The sequence below is a fragment of the Microbacterium rhizomatis genome, assembly GCF_008710745.1.
GTDB classification, from domain to species: Bacteria; Actinomycetota; Actinomycetes; order Actinomycetales; family Microbacteriaceae; genus Microbacterium; species Microbacterium rhizomatis.
Genome location: NZ_VYSA01000002.1, coordinates 615,609 through 633,918, shown reverse-complemented (window position 1 = coordinate 633,918; position 18,310 = coordinate 615,609). Strand labels below are relative to the sequence as shown.

Annotated in this window: 17 protein-coding genes; 10 read left to right on the top strand and 7 right to left on the bottom strand. The window is 68.1% G+C overall.

All coding sequences use genetic code 11. The features are described from left to right. Window positions 1-111: 111 nt before the first annotated feature. The 4 genes from F6B43_RS11335 (at window position 112) to F6B43_RS11320 (ending at window position 4,215) form a co-directional block, all read left to right on the top strand. On the top strand, window positions 112-921 hold the full coding sequence (locus F6B43_RS11335; RefSeq protein WP_150449034.1) for an Ig domain-containing protein: 810 nt from the start codon (window positions 112-114) through the stop codon (window positions 919-921). A 194-nt stretch (window positions 922-1,115) separates the two neighbouring features. Further along, on the top strand, window positions 1,116-2,708 hold the full coding sequence (locus F6B43_RS11330) for a ThuA domain-containing protein (RefSeq protein WP_150449033.1): 1,593 nt from the start codon (window positions 1,116-1,118) through the stop codon (window positions 2,706-2,708). Window positions 2,709-2,814: 106 nt separating this feature from the next. Beyond that, window positions 2,815-3,900, top strand: a complete 1,086-nt coding sequence (locus F6B43_RS11325; RefSeq protein ID WP_150449032.1) for a DUF916 domain-containing protein — start codon at window positions 2,815-2,817, stop codon at window positions 3,898-3,900. Between the two features lie 87 nt (window positions 3,901-3,987). Further along, entirely contained in the window at window positions 3,988-4,215 is a 228-nt protein-coding gene (locus F6B43_RS11320; protein ID WP_211368116.1) for a hypothetical protein, read from the top strand. Between the two features lie 100 nt (window positions 4,216-4,315). On the opposite strand, the gene F6B43_RS11315 is transcribed toward F6B43_RS11320, so the two are convergent. Both F6B43_RS11315 and F6B43_RS11310 read right to left on the bottom strand, forming a co-directional pair. Further along, a complete protein-coding gene (locus tag F6B43_RS11315; protein WP_150449031.1) occupies window positions 4,316-5,026 on the bottom strand; it encodes a histidine phosphatase family protein in 711 nt (236 codons plus the stop codon). Window positions 5,027-5,238: 212 nt separating this feature from the next. Continuing rightward, window positions 5,239-5,706, bottom strand: a complete 468-nt coding sequence (locus F6B43_RS11310; RefSeq protein WP_150449030.1) for a MarR family winged helix-turn-helix transcriptional regulator — start codon at window positions 5,704-5,706, stop codon at window positions 5,239-5,241. A 179-nt stretch (window positions 5,707-5,885) separates the two neighbouring features. On the opposite strand from F6B43_RS11310, the gene F6B43_RS11305 reads away from it, so the two are divergent. After that, window positions 5,886-6,845, top strand: coding sequence for a quinone oxidoreductase family protein (locus tag F6B43_RS11305; RefSeq protein WP_246159916.1), 960 nt, complete (start codon window positions 5,886-5,888; stop codon window positions 6,843-6,845). Here F6B43_RS11305 and F6B43_RS11300 read toward each other — a convergent pair. Then, window positions 6,835-7,416 carry an NADPH-dependent FMN reductase gene (locus F6B43_RS11300; RefSeq protein WP_150449029.1) on the bottom strand — a complete coding sequence of 194 codons (582 nt, stop codon included), beginning with the start codon at window positions 7,414-7,416 and terminating at the stop codon, window positions 6,835-6,837. The two genes, F6B43_RS11305 and F6B43_RS11300, sit on opposite strands and share 11 nt — an antisense overlap. A gap of 198 nt (window positions 7,417-7,614) precedes the next feature. Between F6B43_RS11300 and F6B43_RS11295 the strand changes: the two genes are divergently transcribed. Continuing rightward, window positions 7,615-8,628, top strand: a complete 1,014-nt coding sequence (locus F6B43_RS11295; RefSeq protein ID WP_150449028.1) for a PLP-dependent cysteine synthase family protein — start codon at window positions 7,615-7,617, stop codon at window positions 8,626-8,628. After that, window positions 8,625-9,782 (top strand): cystathionine gamma-synthase, encoded by a 1,158-nt coding sequence (locus F6B43_RS11290; protein WP_150449027.1) that lies wholly within the window; start codon window positions 8,625-8,627, stop codon window positions 9,780-9,782. Before F6B43_RS11295 ends, F6B43_RS11290 begins: the two co-directional genes overlap by 4 nt. A 14-nt stretch (window positions 9,783-9,796) precedes the next feature. Here the strand turns inward: F6B43_RS11290 and F6B43_RS11285 are convergent, their stop codons facing one another. Continuing rightward, window positions 9,797-10,741, bottom strand: a complete 945-nt coding sequence (locus F6B43_RS11285) for an SDR family oxidoreductase (protein ID WP_150449026.1) — start codon at window positions 10,739-10,741, stop codon at window positions 9,797-9,799. A 126-nt stretch (window positions 10,742-10,867) separates the two neighbouring features. On the opposite strand from F6B43_RS11285, the gene F6B43_RS11280 reads away from it, so the two are divergent. The 3 genes from F6B43_RS11280 to F6B43_RS11270 all read left to right on the top strand — a co-directional run bounded on the left by F6B43_RS11280 (window position 10,868) and on the right by F6B43_RS11270 (window position 15,285). Further along, entirely contained in the window at window positions 10,868-11,710 is an 843-nt protein-coding gene (locus tag F6B43_RS11280; RefSeq protein ID WP_150449025.1) for a helix-turn-helix transcriptional regulator, read from the top strand. Window positions 11,711-11,794: 84 nt separating this feature from the next. After that, complete coding sequence (locus F6B43_RS11275) at window positions 11,795-14,314, top strand: C1 family peptidase (protein ID WP_150449024.1); 2,520 nt, start codon at window positions 11,795-11,797, stop codon at window positions 14,312-14,314. A gap of 44 nt (window positions 14,315-14,358) precedes the next feature. Then, entirely contained in the window at window positions 14,359-15,285 is a 927-nt protein-coding gene (locus F6B43_RS11270) for an SDR family NAD(P)-dependent oxidoreductase (RefSeq protein ID WP_150449023.1), read from the top strand. A 676-nt stretch (window positions 15,286-15,961) separates the two neighbouring features. Here F6B43_RS11270 and F6B43_RS11265 read toward each other — a convergent pair. The 3 genes from F6B43_RS11265 to tatC all read right to left on the bottom strand — a co-directional run bounded on the left by F6B43_RS11265 (window position 15,962) and on the right by tatC (window position 18,305). Continuing rightward, the gene (locus F6B43_RS11265; protein ID WP_150449022.1) at window positions 15,962-16,933 is read right to left on the bottom strand and encodes a squalene cyclase; all 972 of its coding nucleotides are present in this window, start codon (window positions 16,931-16,933) and stop codon (window positions 15,962-15,964) included. A 110-nt stretch (window positions 16,934-17,043) separates the two neighbouring features. Further along, entirely contained in the window at window positions 17,044-17,475 is a 432-nt protein-coding gene (locus tag F6B43_RS19605) for a twin-arginine translocase TatA/TatE family subunit (protein WP_170285602.1), read from the bottom strand. Then, window positions 17,472-18,305 (bottom strand): twin-arginine translocase subunit TatC, encoded by an 834-nt coding sequence (gene tatC / locus F6B43_RS11255; RefSeq protein WP_246159915.1) that lies wholly within the window; start codon window positions 18,303-18,305, stop codon window positions 17,472-17,474. The genes F6B43_RS19605 and tatC overlap by 4 nt, the downstream gene beginning before the upstream one ends. Window positions 18,306-18,310 lie beyond the last annotated feature (5 nt).

Sequence of the window (18,310 nt, the reverse complement as noted above, 5' to 3'; positions counted from 1 at the left end):
GGGTGGCTGGTCAGGAACGGCCTGGCTCGGTGCGGGTGGACGAGACCTCAGAAGGAAATCGTCAAACCCCTCCTTGACGTTCAGGAGTGGGGCGATCAATATATTGATATTATGCAACGTCGAAACAAAAAGGGTCGTCTGGTCAGCGGGTTGATGGCGGTGCTGGCCGGCATCGCCCTTGCGTGTGTCGTGGCGGTACCCGCATCTGCACAGGGCGGAGCGGCCGGCGGTGACATGATTCCCGCCGTCAATCCGATCTGGGTGGATGTGGAAGGCGCTCCGCCCACGGCGGAGATCGGTCGCACGTATTCCTACTACTTCGATGTCTTCGGGCCGACGACCGAGCTCAGTGCCGTGAATCTTCCTGCGGGGTTCGCCCTCAATAGCGCGACGGGTGAGCTGTACGGGATCCCGTCCGCGCCCGCAGTGCGTTCGGCCAACGCCACCTACACGTTCGACATCATTGCCAGTAACGTGCTCGGCTTCGTCCGAAAGCACTTCACGATCGAGATCGTCGACCAGGTCCAAGACGACACCGTCCGAGTGTCCGAGTTCGACAGCAGAGTGGTGAATGACGGGAGCCACCTCTTCACCCTCCGCTGCCCGCCCAGTCACCCGTTCCTGAGCAGAATCTCTCACAAGGTGGGCAATCAGTACGAACCGACCGGCGTATTCACCGACGCCGAGTTCGGCGTCGCGGTCACCAGCCGGGGTGATGGAGAGCGCCGGTTGCACTCGGGGACTCATGGCTTCGACTTCATCGACGCCTACCGCGGTGTCACGGGTGACTACATGGATTGGAACCCGTGGCCGTCCGAGCTCCGGATCACCTTGGAGTGCACAGGTTGGGACTCGGCATGGGTCGGTGGGGACTACTTCGACTACGCGCCGACGAATCACGTCGACATCGACAACCCGTGACGTCGATCCGGAGCGATACGGCCTGGCCGGCTCATCGGCACAAATGACTGTCATCATCCCAAACCTGCACTTCGAGTGTTAACTTCCGCTATTGACATAGCAGAAGTTGCTTGGATAGCGTCAAGCGCGTAATAGGTGGACAAAGACAACAAAACCCGCTGTCTGCCTACCTCGACACTCAAAGGAGAGATCGAATGCACAAGCGCGCTATTCGAGGGGGGACGCTCGCCGCGGCGGCCTGCCTCACTCTGAGCATGGGATTGGCAGCCGTACCTGCCTACGCCGCGGAGGAGGCGGATGACGGGTACAAGGTCCTCGTGGTCGCGAAGACCCTCGGATTCCGCCATTCGCACATCCCGTTCACGACGCAGGCCACGATCGCGCTCGGCCAGCAGAACGGATTCACCGTGGACGTCTGGGACCCCGCGCAGGCGGCTCTCACGCTTCCGTCCACGCCGTTCACGTCGGCGGAGAATCTCGAGCAGTACGACACCATCGTGTTCGCCTCGCCGGTCGATGGAACCAACAGCCAGAACCCGGCGTCCCCGAGACTTCTGAACGACACCGAGCTGGCTGCGCTCCAGGGTTACATCAGGGCGGGCGGCGGCTACGTCGGATTGCACGCCGCGACCGATGCGATGCATGCCGTGCCTTGGTACAGCCAGCTCAGCGGAGGAAGCGCCCGATTCCGCAATCACCCGGCGCAGCAGAACGCGACCATGCGGGTCGAAGACCCGAACCACCCGTCGACGGTCGATCTTCCGGCCGCGTGGGCCCGATTCGACGAGTGGTACAACTTCACGGCCAATCCGCGCAAGGACGTCCACGTCCTCCTCACGCTCGACGAGACCACGTACAACCCGGGCAACGGCAGGATGGGCGCCGATCACCCGCTCTCGTGGTGCCAGAACTTCGAGGGCGGCCGATCCTGGTACGAGGGTGCGGGCCACACCGACGTATCGTGGAGCGACCCGGCCTTCCTGGGGCACTACCTCAAGGGAATCCAGTGGACCGCAGGCGTCGTCGGCGATGCGGGCGACTGCATCACGTTCCGTGAAACGCGCGAGACCCTCTCGGGAGTCGAGGGTGATCCGGCTCTGAAGGCTCAGGTCGCCGGCGCCCTGGACAGCGCGCAGGGCGCAGCCGACGCGCTCAACGCCTCCGGTGCCGTCGTGGCGCTGCTCCAGCTCGAGAACGTCGCGGCGTCCCTCGGATCGCAGAGCCTCGACCAGAAGATCGATGATCTGATCACGTGGCAGCGCGGCGTGGCGCGGGGTGCGGCGCCCGACGACGCCGAGGGGGTCCCGGTTCAGGTTGCAGTCGTGGATGACCCCGGCGCCCTGACGCTGACCGTCGGGAACTACGGCGACGCTGTCGTCCTGACCCGCGTGGCGACTCCGACCGATCGCTGGCGCTACTCGGGCAACCTGCCCGAGCTGCGCGTCACCGATTCGCGCAATGCCACTCAGGCAGGTGGCGGCGGCTGGGCCGCATCGGGTCAGTCGTCGGGCTTCACGTCGGCGGCGGGCACCCTGACGGCAGACCACTTCGGATGGGAGCCGCGCCTCGTCGAGACGCGCCCCGGCGTGACGCTCGGCGCGTCAACGACCACGGCGCTGGACGGCGGAACCGGGCTTTCGGTCCCCGCACCGCTGGCTTCGGTCGGGGCGGCCGATCGACGCGGGACGACCGTGCTCGCTGCCGGTCTGGTCCTGGATCTGCCGGTCGCCGCAGCCGAAGGCGATTACCGGGCGAACCTGACGCTGTCGCTCTTCCCGGTCGACTGATCGATCGTCGGGGGCGGGCCGGGAGTCCGGTCCGCCCCCTGCCGATCGATCGGCCGACCCGGCGTCAAGGGTCGGCTCAGCCACGAAGGAACGACGAGGAGCATCTGTGAACGGCATCCGAATTCGTACAGGCGCGATCGCCTTCATCGGCATGGTCCTGCTCGGCCAGATGCTGGGCGGCGTGGGGCCCTCCGCGGCGATCGCCGCGGAGGGCGACGTCTCGTGGTCGGTGGCGCCGGCGTCCGACACATCCGTCGACGGGCGAGTATCGATTCGGCAGACGCTGGAACCCGGCACGACCGTGGTCGACCATGTCGCGGTGACCAACCACGGCGACATCCCGGCTGCCTTCCTGGTGTACGCGAGCGACGGCATCATCTCCGAAACCGGTGACTTCGATCTGCTGCCCGCAGGCCAGGCCCCTCGCGACAGCGGCACGTGGATGACGATCTCGGAACCGGGCGATCAGGCGTCGCCCAGCGCAGTGCGTACGGTCGAGATCCCTGCCAAGACGATGAAGGTACTCGCCGTCCGCATCCAGGTTCCCGCCGACGCGACACCCGGCGATCACCCCGCAGGCGTCGTCGCCGAGTTGACCGCGCCGGACGGCTCCGGTCTCGAGGTGTCGACGAGAGTCGGTGTGCGCGTGCACCTGAGGGTGTCGGGTGAGATCCAGCCTCAGATCGATGTCGAGGTCACCCGCGCAGACTACGCCCCGTCCTGGAACCCGTTCGAGCCGGGCACGATCCGTGTCGAAGCCGTCGTCCGCAACGCGGGCAACGTCCGACTGGGTGCGGAGACCCTCGCGGTCGCATCGGGCCCGTTCGGTCTGCTCGCGGCGGAATCCGCCAGCGCGTCCGTACGGGAACTTCTCCCGGGGCAGCAGACGACCGTGTCGGCGGCGCTGTCCGCGTGGCCGCTCGTCTACATCTCGGGCGCCCTCAACGTGCTGCCGGTCGTCGTCGGCGAGGACTCCGTTCCCACGACGCTGACCTCGTCGTCGACGCCCTTCGTGCTGTGGGTGGTTCCCTGGATCGAGCTGGGGGCGCTGCTTGTCGTCGTCGGTCTGATCGTTGCGGGCGTGCTCCTCACCCGCGCGCGCAGGGCGCGTTTCGATGCCGCAGTGGATGCCCGCGCCCGGGCGCTGGCCGATGCCGGGCCGCCGTCATCCGGTCCCGCTGCCGGGTCCTGATGTCCCGCTCCCACGTCGAGCAACCCCCCTCTTGCCGAGCCGACCCCGTATCTGCGCGAGATAAAGGGGCGGCTGGGCGATAAGGGGGTGGCTCGGCAGCGCCGCGCGTGGGACAGACGGGGGGGCAAAGGCGTCGCCTGGATCAACGGCTTCAATCTCGGCCGGTACTGGACGCGGGGGCCTCAGCACACGCTGTACGTTCCGGGGTCGGTGCTGGTTCCGGGCCGGAACGAGCTCGTCATCCTGGAGCTGCACGCAGCGGGTCGGCGCGTCCGCTTCGTCCCCCAGCCCGACCTGGGCCACACCGACTTCTGACGCGACGGTCTTCCGAGGAAGCGGTGAATCCCGGGTACCGCAGAGCCCCCGTTCGTCGGGCCGCCCCTTTCCGACCCAGCCAACCCCCTACCTGCGCGAATTAAGGGGAGGGGTCGGCGGGAAAGGGGTGGCTCGCGGCGGGGTGAACCCCGCCGCTCGGCGCGAAGTCGTCGCCCGCGGGCCCCGACTCCGCCGAATCGAGGGTGTTCCCACCGATCGCCTCACCCATGAAACTCTCGACTCGCCATCCGGCGCCCGGGTCGCCCTCGACGATCACCACCCCGGTGTTGTGCAGCTGGTGGTGCGCGATGAAATCCGGCGGCAGATTGGACGCGCGCAATGCGCACCAGGCACGGATCGCCGCACCGTGGCTGACGATCACGGCAGTCGAGGAGGCGCCGGCGGCCTCCGCGATCACGGGGTCGTATCGCGCGAGGAACTCGGTGCCCGACTCTCCGCCGGGTATGCGCAGGTCGAGGTGGTCGGCGGTCCAATCGAAGATCGTGGTCATGTAGCGGCGTACGGATGCCTCGTCCGCGAGCCCCTCGAGGTCTCCGGCCCCGATCTCGCACAGGCCGGATCGTTCGATGGTCTCGATCTCCAGCGAGGCGGAGAGAAACGCCGCGGTCAGCTGAGTGCGCACCATCGTCGAGACGTAGATGGCGTCGATCGTCTCGTCGCGCAACGCGCCGGGCAGGGACTCCGCCTGTTGAAGGCCCAGCGAGGTCAGCCCGGGGCCGGGTACACGGGTGTCGAGGATGCCCTTGACGTTGGCCGGTGTCTGTCCGTGACGGACGAAGATGAGACGCACGAATCCCCTCAGACGCTTGTGTTCACACCCAAGCACCTCGTCGGTCCGGGAGGCGATCGCGGCGCGCGATCGTTCAGATGCCGATCCTAGACGCACGGCCTGGAGGGATGCTCCCGCTCGGCGTCGAACCACCCCCTTCCTCGCCGACCACCCCCTCTGCAGAGCGCTCGGATGGGGGCGGGTCGGCGGTAAGGGGCTGGTTCGGCGGGAGGTCAGCCGGCGAAGGTTGAGCGGGTCGCGTGACTCGTCCCGTCGTGAAGGGCGAGCAGCCGCGTCACGAGCGTCACGAGTGCCGCTCGATCGGATGCCGGCAGCAGGCCCAGCAGGGCGGCCACATCGGCCTCGAACTTCTGCTCGCCGCCGGCCACGATGCGCCGGCCGTCGGGCGTGAGCTCCACGAGCACGGAGCGCTTGTCGGCGGTTGACGGGACGCGGGCGACGAGTCCGCGCCGTTCGGCACGGTCGACGAGCCCGGTGATGCTCGACTTGTCGAGCTCGAGCCGTGTCGCAAGGTCGGCCATCGTAGGCGTCCGGTCGCGCAGGATGCCCAGCATCCGCAGCGCCACGATCGTGATGCCCTGGTCGGCCGCCCGCTCCTCGAGCATCCGCTGCACGACGAACGTGAGCTGCGCCATGGCGTCGATCGGGCTCAACTCGGCTGCTGATCCGTCGGCCGTCATCGATCCTCCTTGCGATAGTACGTGTCACGAACTATATTGGTTGGTGCGACAAACCAAGTATGACGGTCGAGCGATCGGAGCGCAGCGACACGAGCATCGACACGCTCCGACACGCTTCGACACGCTTCGACACGCTTCGACACGACAGCACGAGCACGACAGCACGAGATGGAGACGACATGGAAACGATGAACGCCGCGCTGGTCACCGCGTGGGGCGCGGCTCCGCACTACACCGTGGTACCGGCTCCCACTGCTCGCGACGGCGAAGTGCTCGTCGACGTGCTCGCGGTCGGCTTGCATCCGCGGACTCGAAGCGGCGCTGCCGGCGCCCATTACACGAGCACGGGGCGGTTGCCGCTCATCCCCGGGGTCGACGGCGTCGGTCGTCGACCCGACGGTCGGCTCGTCTATTTCGCCGCAGACGACGACGTCGACGGGACGATGGCCGACCGTGCCGCGATCGACCCGCGCCGCGCGATCGAACTGCCGGAGGGGGTGGACGTCGCCCGCATCGCCGCTGCGATGAACCCCGCGATGTCGTCGTGGGTCGCGCTGCGCGCCCGGGTTCGGTTCGAAGCCGGGAAGAGGGTTCTCGTTCTCGGCGCCACCGGCAACGCGGGATCGATGGCGGTGCAGATCGCGAAGCTCCTCGGTGCGGGCACGGTCGTCGCGGCCGGCCGCGATCGCGCACGCCTGAACGCCATCACCGGAGCGGACGCACGCGTGCCGCTCACGGACGACGCCGAAGCGACAGCATCCGCGCTCTCCGCCATGGCGGCCGACGTCGACATCGTCCTGGACTACCTCTGGGGCGTGCCGACCCAGCGGGCGATCGTCGCCCTGCTCACCGCTCGCTCCGACCGCAGCCGACCGCTCGACTGGGTGCAGATCGGATCGGTCGCGGGGCCCACGCTGGAGTTGCCGTCGGCTGCGCTGCGATCGGCGAACCTCCGTCTGCTGGGGAGCGGGCAGGGGGCGGTGTCACCGCGCGGTTACCTGGCCGAGCTGCCCGCACTCGTAGAACGCATCGACGCGGGTGAGGTCTCGGTGAGTCCACGTGCGGCCGCGCTCGCCGATGTCGAGCGGGTGTGGGGCGAGCCGGAAGTGCCGGGGGAGCGGATCGTGCTCACCCCGTGAGCCCGGCGACGGGGGATGTGCGCAGGGGCTTGAGCGCTCCCGTGAGCGATTCGAGCTCGGCGATCAGCCGCCCGAGCGTTTCCCTCTGGTCGTCCGTCGGAGTGAACACACCGTCTTCGACCCGTGCGCCTGCGAACGGGATCTCGACGTTCGCACCGACCTTCACCAGGCCCGTCGTGGTGAACGCGGGCTCGAAGGCGACGACCCCGCAGATCCCTGCGCCGACCCCGCCGTAGCTCACGAAGCCGACCGCCTTTCGCCACCATTCCTGAATCAGGTAGTCGAACGCGTTCTTCAGCGCCGGAGAGAAGCTGTGGTTGTACTCCGGCGTGACGAAGATGAAGGCATCCGCCGCATCCACCCGCTCGCTCCACGCGAACGTGTGCGGCTTCGTGTATTGACGGAGCGCGGGATGCTCGGGCTCATCCATGAACGGAAGGTTGATCTCGGCGAGGTCGGCGAAGTCGATCTCGAACCGGCCGTCGCGCTGCACCTCGTCCTTGACCCACTCGGCAATCGGGAGGCCGATACGGCCGGGGCGGACACTGCCCACCAGAATCATGAGGCGCATGCGGCACGGTAACACCGCAGGAGGAGATCTGAACCGGGTGGGGGGTTGCATCGAGTTGCCCCCTCGACGGCTTCGGGTTACCGTGGATGGGTGCCTCTGACCTGTCGCTGTTGTCGCTGAGCGCTTCCGCGCTCCTTCGACGCCACCGACAGCATCCGCGCCTCTGAGTTCGCGGCACCAGAATCAGGACAACACACCGTGCGTTACGCATCACACGTCGCCGATCTCGTCGGCAACACTCCGCTCGTCCGGCTCGGCTCGGTCACCCGCGGGATCGAGGCGACCGTGCTCGCCAAGATCGAGTACTTCAACCCCGGCAGCTCCGCCAAAGACCGCATCGCGAGGAACATCATCGATGCCGCCGAACGTGACGGGCTCCTGGGGCCCGGCGGCACGATCGTCGAGCCCACCAGCGGCAATACGGGCGTCGGGCTCGCGCTCGTGGCCCTCCAGCGCGGGTACCGCATGGTCTTCGTCGTGCCCGACAAGTTCGCCGGTGAGAAGGTCGCGGTGCTGAAGGCGTACGGCGCGGAGGTGGTGATGACGCCGACGAACGTGCCGCCGGACGATCCGCGGTCGTACTACGGGGTGTCTGACCGGCTGGCGCGCGAGATCCCCGGCGCGTTCAAGCCGAACCAGTTCGCGAACCAGAACGGGCCGCGCGCGCACTACGAGACGACCGGACCCGAGATCTGGCGCGACACCGACGGCATGATCACGCATTTCGTGGCGAGCATCGGCACGGGCGGCACGATCTCGGGCACCTCCAGATACCTGAAAGAGGTGTCCGGCGGAGCCGTGACGATCGTCGGCGCCGATCCTCAGGGGTCGATCTACAGCGGCGGGCCGATCCACAGCTACCTGGTCGAGGGCGTCGGCGAGGACTTCATGCCGGCGACGTTCGACCCATCGGTCGTCGACCGCTACGAGATGGTCGACGACGCGGAGTCGTTCGCGATGACCCGTCGCCTCGCTCGCGAGGAGGGGCTGCTGGTCGGCGGCTCGTCCGGCCTCGCCGTCGTGGCCGCCCTCCGCACCGCGCGGGAACTTCCCGCCGGCGACGTCGTGGTGGTCCTGCTTCCCGACCATGGCCGCGGCTACCTCTCCAAGCTCTACGACGATGAATGGATGCTCGGCAACGGCTTCGACGTCGAGACCGCTCCGGTCGCCGCAGACTCGCTCCCCTCCCACCCCTCAGGAGACACCGCATGACCTCTCAGAACGCCGCCCGCGGATTCGCCAGCCTCGCCGTGCATGCCGGGCAGGAGTTCGATCCCACGACGGGTGCCGTCATCCCTCCCGTGCACTTCTCCACGACGTATGCCCAAGACGGCATCGGAGGGCTGCACGGCGGATACGAGTACGGGCGGAGCGGAAATCCGACGCGCACAGCCCTGCAGCGTCAGCTCGCCGCGATCGAGGGCGCCGCACATGCCTTCTCGTTCTCGTCTGGCCTTGCGGCGGAAGACACCCTGCTGCGTGCTGTGCTGCGTCCGGGGGACGAGGTCCTGCTCAGCAACGACGTCTACGGGGGCACGTACCGACTGATCTCGCGGGTCCTCGCTCCGTGGGGCATCGGGCTCCGCATCGTCGACATGAGCGACCTCTCGGCTGTCGCCGCGGCGCTCGAGGAGCGCCCTGCCCGCATCGTCTGGGTCGAGACGCCGTCCAACCCGCTGCTGCGCATCACCGACATCGCCGGGCTCGCCGCGCTCGGGCATGCCGCGGGCGCGCTCGTCGTGGTCGACAACACCTTCGCGTCGCCGGCCCTGCAGCAGCCGCTCGCGCTCGGTGCGGATGTCGTCGTGCACTCCACGACGAAGTACATCGGCGGGCATTCCGACGTCGTGGGCGGTGCGCTCGTCCTCAACGACGATGCCCTTGCCGCCGAGGTCGGATTCCTCCAGTTCGGCGTCGGCGCCGTGTCGGGACCGCTCGATGCGTGGCTGACGACACGCGGCATCAAGACGCTCGACCTCAGGATGCAGCAGCACAGCCGGAACGCGGCGGCCGTCGCCGAGCTGCTCGAGGGTCACGATCGCGTCGCGCGGGTCTACTATCCGGGTCTGCCCGGCCACCCCGGCCACGAGCTCGCCGCCCGGCAGATGTCGGCGTTCGGTGGCATCGTGTCGCTCGAACTCGAATCGGGCGAGGCTGCTCGTCGGTTCGCCGAATCCACGCAGCTCTTCCAGCTCGCCGAATCGCTCGGCGGGGTGGAGTCGCTCGTGAACTACCCGGACGCCATGACCCACGCCTCCGTCCGCGGCACCGAGCTCGCGGTTCCGGAAGAGGTCGTCCGGCTGTCGGTCGGCATCGAGACCGTCGATGACCTCCTCGCCGACGTCGAGCAGGCCCTACGGGTCTGAGCGCGGATCCCCTGCTACGCCGCCGGGAACCGCAGGCCGACCAGCTCTTCCGACACGCTCCAGATCCGGCTCGCCTCGTCCTCGCTGCGCAGTCGCGAGTAGAGGGTTTGCTCGGCGGGCGCTCCGGCGGCGTGCCCGAATCCGGATGGGCCGTACATCCGGCCCGGCAGAGCGGTAGGCGAGGTCGCGGCGAGCAGCGCGGGCAGGGCAGCCGTCTCGGGGGTGCCGACGAGGACGCCGCGGGCCGACAGCCATCGGATCACCCGCACCTGCCTGGTGTCGCCGCTGCGACCCAGCTCGGATCGCGCCGAGAGCAGGCTCGTCGGCGCGACGCCGGGGTGAGCGAGGTTGCTCACGATGCCCCAGCCTCGTGCGCGACTGCGACGGTCCAGCTCGAGTCCGAACAGCCCGAGCGCGATCTTCGACTGGCTGTAGGCCCGCATCCCGTGGTACGACTGCTCCCCTTGCAGGTCGTCCCAGTTGATCGAGCCCTGATTCGCAGCGATGCTGATCTGCGACGTGACCCGCGCCGATCCGGCCCGCAAGAGGGGCAGCAGGTCGACGACAAGGGCGACGTGGCCGAGGTGGTTCGTGCCGAATTGCAGCTCGAAGCCGTCGGCGGTGATCTGGCGGCTGGGCGGAGTCATCACGCCCGCGTTGTTGATCAGGATGTGGATGGGGCGCCCGTCCTGCCGCATCGCGTCTCCGAACGCCGCGACCGAGTCGAGCGACGACAGGTCGAGCGGCAGAAGCTCGATCTCAGCGGTTGGAGTGACGGCGCGGATGCTCGACACGGCCGCCTCGCCCTTGGCCGTGTTGCGCACGGGGAGCACGACGGCAGCGCCCGCCGCGGCGAGTCGCGTGGCGATGCGCAGGCCGATCCCGTCGCTGCCGCCGGTGACGACGGCACGTCGGCCATCCAGGGACGGGATGCTGATGTCGGTGCGTTCGGATGCCACGGGTCCTGCTCTCTGCGTCGGTGTTCTCCCACCATCGCCCCTCGACCGATTCGGATCCAGGACTCGCCGATCAGTGGTTCGAATCCCCGACCCGGGATAGAAATGTAGGAAACGAAGGGGCGGCGTATGCAGATCGACCGGCAGGGTCTCGCGGAGTTCCTGCGCCGCCGGAGGGAAGCCCTCCAACCCGAAGACGTCGGCCTCACGCGGGGGCCGCGGCGCCGTACGGAAGGGCTCCGGCGCGAAGAGGTCGCCGCGCTCTGCCACATGTCCACCGACTACTACGCCCGACTCGAGCGCGGTACCGGCCCGCTGCCGTCCGAGCAGATGGTCGCCTCCATCGCGCAAGGTCTGCACCTGTCGATCGACGAGCGCGATCACCTCTTCCGCCTCGCGGGTCACCAGCCCCCGATCCGCGGCGCGTCCAGCGAGCACATCAGCCCGGGGCTCCTCCGCATCTTCGACCGGCTGGAAGACACACCGGCCGAGATCGTGACGGAGCTGGGCGAAACCCTCCGCCAGACACCGGTGGGCGTCGCGCTGACGGGAGATACGACGCGCTTCGTCGGCCCGGCGCGCAGCATCGGCTTCCGCTGGTTCACCGATCCCGGCAGCAGGCGACTCTACGCGCCCGAGGATCACGAATTCCTCTCTCGGCTGTGGGTCTCAGGCCTGAGAGGCGTGTCCACTCTGCGCGGACGCTCGTCGCACGCCGCGCATCTGGTCGACCTCCTCCTCGAGTGCAGCGACGAGTTCCAGACGCTCTGGCAACGCCACGAGGTCGGCCTGCGACCCCGCGAGACCAAGCACTTCGTGCACCCCGAAGTCGGCTTGCTCGAACTTGCCTGTCAGACCCTGACCGACCCCACGGATTCGCACTCGCTGCTCGTCTACACTGCGGCGCCGGGCACCGACAGCTACGAGCGACTCCAGCTTCTGTCGGTCATCGGCGCGCATCCGGTGGGCTGACCGCGTATCAGACCGCCCGCTCTCTCGCTCTTGGGGGTGTCGCCTGACGCGGCGCAAACCCCAGACAGATCGGATGTGGTCATCGTGCCCAGCTCGTTCGCGCTCCAGCCTCTCGCCCAGTTCACCCGCGGAATCGACGATGCCCTCAAGGTCGCCGTCCGCAACGACTGGATCACCGACATCCCTCCCGTGGTCTTCCTCGGCAAGGAGGTGTCGCTCGCGGCCGACCAGACCCCGGTCCGCGATCAGCAGGATCGCGGCACGTGCTGGGCCTTCGCCGGCATCGCCGCCCTCGAGGCTGCCTACAAGCGCAAGCTCGGCGTGAGCCTCGATCTCTCCGAGCAGTACCTGTTCCACATCTGCAAGGCGCACGAGAGCGACTTCGGCAACACCTCGCTGATGGGCTTTCAGGGCTCCAGCGACATCATCAAGCACATGGAGCGCATGCGGGTGCCGGAAGAGTCGGATGCCCCGTACATGACGCAGTCGGCCATGCTCACCGGCATCCCGGCGGCGGCCGCCCTGAATGCGGCGGCCAGTCCCACGCAAGAGCAGCGCGATGATTTCGAATTCTCGCCGCTGCACATTCCGTTCGCCGCGCGGGGGAATGCGAAGTACGGCGTGAAATCGTCCGGCGTGCTGTCGAACTTCTCCATCGCCGACCTCGAGAACGTGATCCGGGCTGGGCACGAAGTGGTGGTCAACGTCACGACCGGCGGTGGCGGGCATGTGCTGCTGCTCGTCGGGTTCAACAGCACCCTGCAGTACTTCATCGCCAAGAACTCGTGGGGTGGAACGGACCTCATCCACATCGCATACGCGAACGATCCGTCGTTCACGATCAACATGGGCCTCGCGCACTACATCATCGACGTCATCGATCCCGTGGTCGACCGCCGTGCGGGCTTCGTCGGGCAGTGGGACATGGATCACGACGGCTGGCGCGGGCGCCTGACGCTGCGCCGCTTCACCGATCTGCGGGCGGCCAATGACACGTTCGACGCGGGCTCGGCGACGAAGCTCGGCAGCTACTACCTCTCCGGCGCGAAGCACGACGTGACCGGATGGTTCGCGGATGCCGGCCAGACGGCGCACCTGCATATCGCCGACATCGGCGAGGGCGGGCAGGACTTCACGCTGAGCGTCTACTCCGGCGACGTCGCGCTCGCCGCCGGTGACACGGCGTGGCAGGCGATCCCGTTCGGCGCGCAGATCCGCCGGACGCCGATCGATGCCGCCGCCCCCGAATCATTCGATCGGACCCACTGGCTGGGCACGTGGGAGCTCAATCACGACGGGTGGCGCGGCGTCCTGACCGTCGACGGCATGGATGCGGCGACCGGCGCCGCAGCACTGTCATACCGTCGCTCGACCGGCGAGGTGCGGCCGGTGCAGGGGGCGGCCCGACCGGGGCAGTTGCACGTGCTGGACTTCACGATCGACTTCGGGCCCGACAACTCCGCGCAGCCTTTCACCCTCATCCACCACACCCGCGAGCATGGTCTCGCATCGGGGTTCACGACGTGGGCGGGCCGGCGGTTCGGGGCGGTGGCCGCCAAGACGGCCGACAAGCCCGTGTGGCGCAGCTTCGAGCTGGCGCCCGTCGGCAGCTCGTCGGCGATCCCCAATTCCGCATCGGTTTCGCGCATCCCGAACTCCATGGAGACGTGGTGGGTGGGGCCCCAAGGTTCGATCGAGGGCGCTTTCTGGTACGACGGTGGTCAGTGGACGCGCTACCAGCTCGCGCCGGCCGGCTCTGCCGCGGCAGCGTCGGGGATCGCTGCGGTCTCGCGGATCCCGACGTCGATGGAACTGTGGTGGATCGGCCCGCAGGGCACGATCGAGGGAGCCTTCTGGTACGAGGGCGGCGCGTGGACGCGCTACCAGCTCTCTGGCCCCGGATCCGCCGATCTCGGATCGGGGATCGCGGTGGCCTCGCGCATCCCGAACTCGATGGAGCTGTGGTGGGCGGGACCCGATGGATCCGTCGAAGCCGCCTTCTGGTACGAGGGCGGGCAATGGACCCGGTATCAGCTGGCCCCGGGCGGCTCGGCGGGCCGCGGCACAGAGTTCGCTGTCGTCTCGCGCATCCCGACGTCGATGGAGTTGTGGTGGGTCGGAGGGTCGGGGTCTGTGGAGGCGGCGTTCTGGTACGACGGGGGTCAGTGGACGCGGTATCAGATCGCCCCGGCGGGGTCGGCGGCCGTCGGCGGCGGAGTCGCTGTCGTGTCGCGGATCCCGACGTCGATGGAGTTGTGGTGGGTCGGAGGGTCGGGGTCTGTGGAGGCGGCGTTCTGGTACGACGGGGGCCAGTGGACGCGGTATCAGATCGCGCCGCAGGGGGCGGCGCTCCCGTCCAGCGGCATCGCCGCCGTGTCGCGGAAGCCGGAGACGATGGAGCTGTGGTTCGCGGGCGCGGACCAGTCGCTCCAGGGTGCCTTCTGGTACGACGGCGGTCAATGGGCCCGCTACACGCTCGAAGGGGCGAACCAGGCAGACAACCCGTTCGCTGTCACCGCGGTGAGCCGTGTGCCCGGGTCGATGGAGCTGTGGTTGGCAGGGTCGGGCGGCAGCATCCGCGATTCGTTCTTCTACGAGCTGTGAAGCGTCGGCGCCGGCGCTTCGGCGCCGGCGCCTACGCTGACAGGATGAGCAGCTTCGGTGCACAGACGACGGCCGCGGAGGTGGTCGAGGGTCTCGACCTGAAGGGGCTGCGTGTCGTGGTGACGGGCGGCGCATCGGGCATCGGCTATGAAACGGTGCGGGCTCTCGCCGGTGCCGGCGCGGAGGTCGTACTCAGCGCGCGGACCGTCGAACAAGCCGAGGCGGCGGCGAGCGGCCTCCGCGAGGTGACCGGCGGGAGCATCGCCGGCGCGGCGATCGATCTGACCGACCTCGCCTCGATCGACGCCTTCGTCGCAGGCTGGGACGGACCGCTCGATGTGCTCGTCGCCAACGCCGGCGTCATGGCGTCGCCGCTCATGCGCACCCGATACGGCTGGGAACTGCAGCTCGCGACGAACCACCTCGGGCACTTCGCCCTCGCGGAGGGCCTGCATGCCGCCTTGACGACGTCGGGTCATGCCCGCATCGTCTCGGTCAGCTCGGTCGCCCACGTCAACGGCGACGTCGATCTCGCTGACCTGAACTTCGAGCGGCGTGCCTACGACCCCTGGGAGGCGTACAGCCAATCGAAGACCGCGAACATCCTGTTCGCGCTCGAGGCGGCCTCGCGCTGGGAGCGCGACGGAATCATCGTCAACTCGCTGAATCCCGGGCGGATCTCGAGCACGAACCTGGGGAGGTACGTCACGCCCGTTCCGGCGAGTTTCGACCCGGCCGGCAGCACAGGCGTGTCGATCAAGGACATTCCGCAGGGCGCGGCCACGTCGGTCATGCTCGCGGTCTCACCGCTGATCGGGTCGACGACGGGACGCTACTTCGAGGACTGCCGCGTCGCCGATGCCTTTCACCCCGGCATCCGTCGCGGTATCGCCCCGTACGCGACCAACCCCCGTCACGCTGCCGCACTGTGGGAGGCCACCGAGAGTCTGCTCAAGATCGCCCGTGGCTAGTCGCGTCTTGAGCGGATGCTCACTTGTGGGCCGCGTTCGGCCCGGAAGGAACAACCAAGGGAGTTTGTGTTCTTTGCTTTCTTGTTCGTATGCGCGGGAATCGGTGCGCTCTGCCCGTTAGCAGGCTGATCTTTCGTGGGCCCGTCTCGCTCGGCGTGACGCGGCCATGTCTACCCCGCCGCGCGGTGGGAGCGTCGAGGGTCGCGTATGTCTGCGGTGCGCTCCGAGGATTTGGCGCACTCAATACGACAGCCAGCACCACGAATACCAGCGTCGACATCGACCCGGTGCTCGACAGGGCCTCGCCGAGTGCTGTGTCGATCCCCACGATGAAGCTAGCGATCACCAGTGTCGCCGATGCAGCGATCGCGATCATGGCGACAAGGAGAGAGGCCTTTCGTATCGGACTAAGTCTCATGGCGCCTTCTTTCGTTACTGAGCCCAGCAGGTCGGGGGAGTGACGCCGCCGCTATTGAGGGAGATCGCGCTGATTGAACTGGTGTCGCGGCAGATCGGAAGGAACGCGATCCCGACCGCGAGAATGGCGGTGAGGAGCCCGCCGACGGCGATAGCTCCTAAGTATAGTAATACGCAATGTGGAGAGCGCGGACGCATTGAGGGGCAGCCGCTCAGGTCGATTGATTGCGATCCAGCGGAAGGGACGACGGGTGAGCGACTACCCCGACGCGGAGTCCCACCAGTCGAGCACGCGCGTGCCGCTGAGCGTGAGCCAGCGCGACGGCTCACCCTCGGCGACATCGACGTCGAACCACGTGCGACCGGCGAGCGGTGCGCCCTGCAGCCACGTGCCGTCGGGCTGTCGTAAGGAACGCACGAGGTCGATCGCATCCGCGAGCCGCGCATCGGGCGCAGTGCCCTCTAGGATCGAGGCCTCGCGGAAGTGGTCGAGCGCGGCCAGTGCGCTGTATCTGTGGCGGTTCGGATAGACGAACTCGGCCACGAACCCTCCGACCCGCTCGCCGGTGCTCGCGCGGTACAGCAGACGTCGCTCGAGCAGATACTCCTCGCCGCCGTGGCGCGCGTCGCGCAGGCCCTCGTCGCCGGTGATCTGCTCGTACGCGAGCATGCCTCGAACCGCATTCAAGGTCGAGTGGAAGGAGGAGCGCACGGAGTCACCCTCTTCCGCCTCGCAGTTCCAGCCGCCGTCGGCGAGGCGGTGAGCGGGGAACCAGGCGATCAGGCCGGACACGTCGGCACCGAGCCACGCACCTGTGGCCAGAGTGTACGAGTTGATGCAGACATCGACTTCTCCGCCCCAGTAGGGCAGGTCGCCGTACTCCCATCGGCTGTTCTCGGCGAGCTTCTGTGCCGTATCGGCCAGGACCCCGGCATCAAGCCCCCAGTCTCTGAGGTCTTTCAGCGACCACGTCGTGGCGATCCACGGCTGGCCCGGCTCGTCGGGTTCTGCGCTGTCGAAGAAGCCCGCCGGGAAGAACGAGCCACCGGCCCACTGGCCGTCGGCATCCTGCTTCGCGAGCAGGCGGGCGCCGAAGCCCTCCGTCGCGACTCGCGCTCGCGTCGCCTGCCACGTCTGCGGTGGTGACCCGACGATGTCGCGTTCGACCTGCCAGCGCAGAGCCGGGTCGGAGTCGAGCAGCCAGTCGAGCGTGCGGGGATCGATCGTCATGCGGGCACCATAGCGATGGCCGCCGACAAGGGGGCTGCCCGCAGATCACCTCACAATGCAGGCGCGTCGGGTCTTCGCAACTGCAGAGCGACCTCGACCAAGAGGACCGGTCATGACGGCGCGTCCTGCCGCTCGCCGTCCCTGGAGTCGGGGGTGGATTGCGATAGCGATAGCGATGGCGATGGCGATGGCGATGGCGATGGCGATGGCGATGGCGATGGCGATGGCGATGGCGATGGCGATGGCGATGGCGATGGCGATGGCGATGGCGTCGGGGGAGGGGGCGCGTCATCCAGCAGGCTCTCGCGGATGATCCGCCGTGGGTCGTACCGGCGCGGATCGAGCTGACGCCAGTCGATGTCGGGCATGTCCGGTCCGAGGTCTTCGCGCACCTGCTCGCGCGCGGTCTTCGCGAAGTCCCGCACGCGGGTGACGACGCGGGCGAGTCCTACGGCATACGCCGGCAGCCGGGTAGGGCCGACCAGCATGACCGCGACGAGCGCGATCAGCATGAGCTTCTCGAACGTGAGACCGAGCGTCATAGCGGCGTACCACCCAGGTCGATTCCCGCCGAGAGCGCAGCATCCTGCCTCTTGGTCCGCCGGCGGTCGAAGAGCATCGAGAGCAGCCCCGCGGCGAAGAAGAGGACGATGAGGATGCCGGAGAGCATCGCCATCGAGGCCACATCCGCCGCGGGGGTCGCGATCGCCGCGAAGATGACCGACACGAGCACGGCGATCCGCCAGCTGCGCAGGATCGCCCGCCCCGACACGATCCCCGCGACGTTGAGCGCCACGAGGAACACGGGGAGCACGAAGGCGATCCCCACCACGATGAGCAGCTTGAACGTGAAGTCGTAGTAGTACGACGCGGTGTAGAACTGCGCACCCTGCTCGGGAACGAACTGCGCCATCAACTCGACGATGTGGGGCATCGTGAGCCAGCCCACGTAGCACCCGGCGAAGAACAGCGGGATGGCAGCGCCGAGGAATGCGATCGTGCGGCGCACCTCGGAGCGGGTCAATGCCGGCATGACGAACGCCCACACCTGCCACAGCCAGACGGGAGCCGACAGCAGGATCCCGATCGCGAAAGCGATCCGCAGTCGCAGATCGAAGCCGCTGGTGACCGTCTCGAAGTTGAGCAGTGCGAAGTCGTCGCCGCGGACGGCGGCGACCGCACGGATCGGCTCGGTGAGCAGGTCGATGATCGGCTCGGTGATCGCGAAGGCCACGACCATCCCGACCACGACCGCCGCCGCCGAGATCATCAGGCGCTTCTTCAGCTCGAGCAGGTGCCCGGCGAGCGACATCGCCTTGGCGCGCCGCGCTCCTGGCCCCTTCGCTGTGCGAGGGGGATCGATGGCGACCATCGTGA

Excerpts from the sequence above, each read along its gene's own strand:
- F6B43_RS11335 (WP_150449034.1), top strand. The coding sequence starts at position 112 with ATGCAACGTCGAAACAAAAAGGGTCGTCTGGTCAGCGGGTTGATGGCG.
- F6B43_RS11330 (WP_150449033.1), top strand. The coding sequence starts at position 1,116 with ATGCACAAGCGCGCTATTCGAGGGGGGACGCTCGCCGCGGCGGCCTGC.
- F6B43_RS11310 (WP_150449030.1), bottom strand. The coding sequence starts at position 5,706 with ATGACGGCCGACGGATCAGCAGCCGAGTTGAGCCCGATCGACGCCATG.
- F6B43_RS11305 (WP_246159916.1), top strand. The coding sequence starts at position 5,886 with ATGGAAACGATGAACGCCGCGCTGGTCACCGCGTGGGGCGCGGCTCCG.
- F6B43_RS11300 (WP_150449029.1), bottom strand. The coding sequence starts at position 7,416 with ATGCGCCTCATGATTCTGGTGGGCAGTGTCCGCCCCGGCCGTATCGGC.
- F6B43_RS11290 (WP_150449027.1), top strand. The coding sequence starts at position 8,625 with ATGACCTCTCAGAACGCCGCCCGCGGATTCGCCAGCCTCGCCGTGCAT.
- F6B43_RS11280 (WP_150449025.1), top strand. The coding sequence starts at position 10,868 with ATGCAGATCGACCGGCAGGGTCTCGCGGAGTTCCTGCGCCGCCGGAGG.
- F6B43_RS11270 (WP_150449023.1), top strand. The coding sequence starts at position 14,359 with ATGAGCAGCTTCGGTGCACAGACGACGGCCGCGGAGGTGGTCGAGGGT.
- F6B43_RS11265 (WP_150449022.1), bottom strand. The coding sequence starts at position 16,933 with ATGACGATCGATCCCCGCACGCTCGACTGGCTGCTCGACTCCGACCCG.
- F6B43_RS19605 (WP_170285602.1), bottom strand. The coding sequence starts at position 17,475 with ATGACGCTCGGTCTCACGTTCGAGAAGCTCATGCTGATCGCGCTCGTC.
- tatC (WP_246159915.1), bottom strand. The coding sequence starts at position 18,305 with ATGGTCGCCATCGATCCCCCTCGCACAGCGAAGGGGCCAGGAGCGCGG.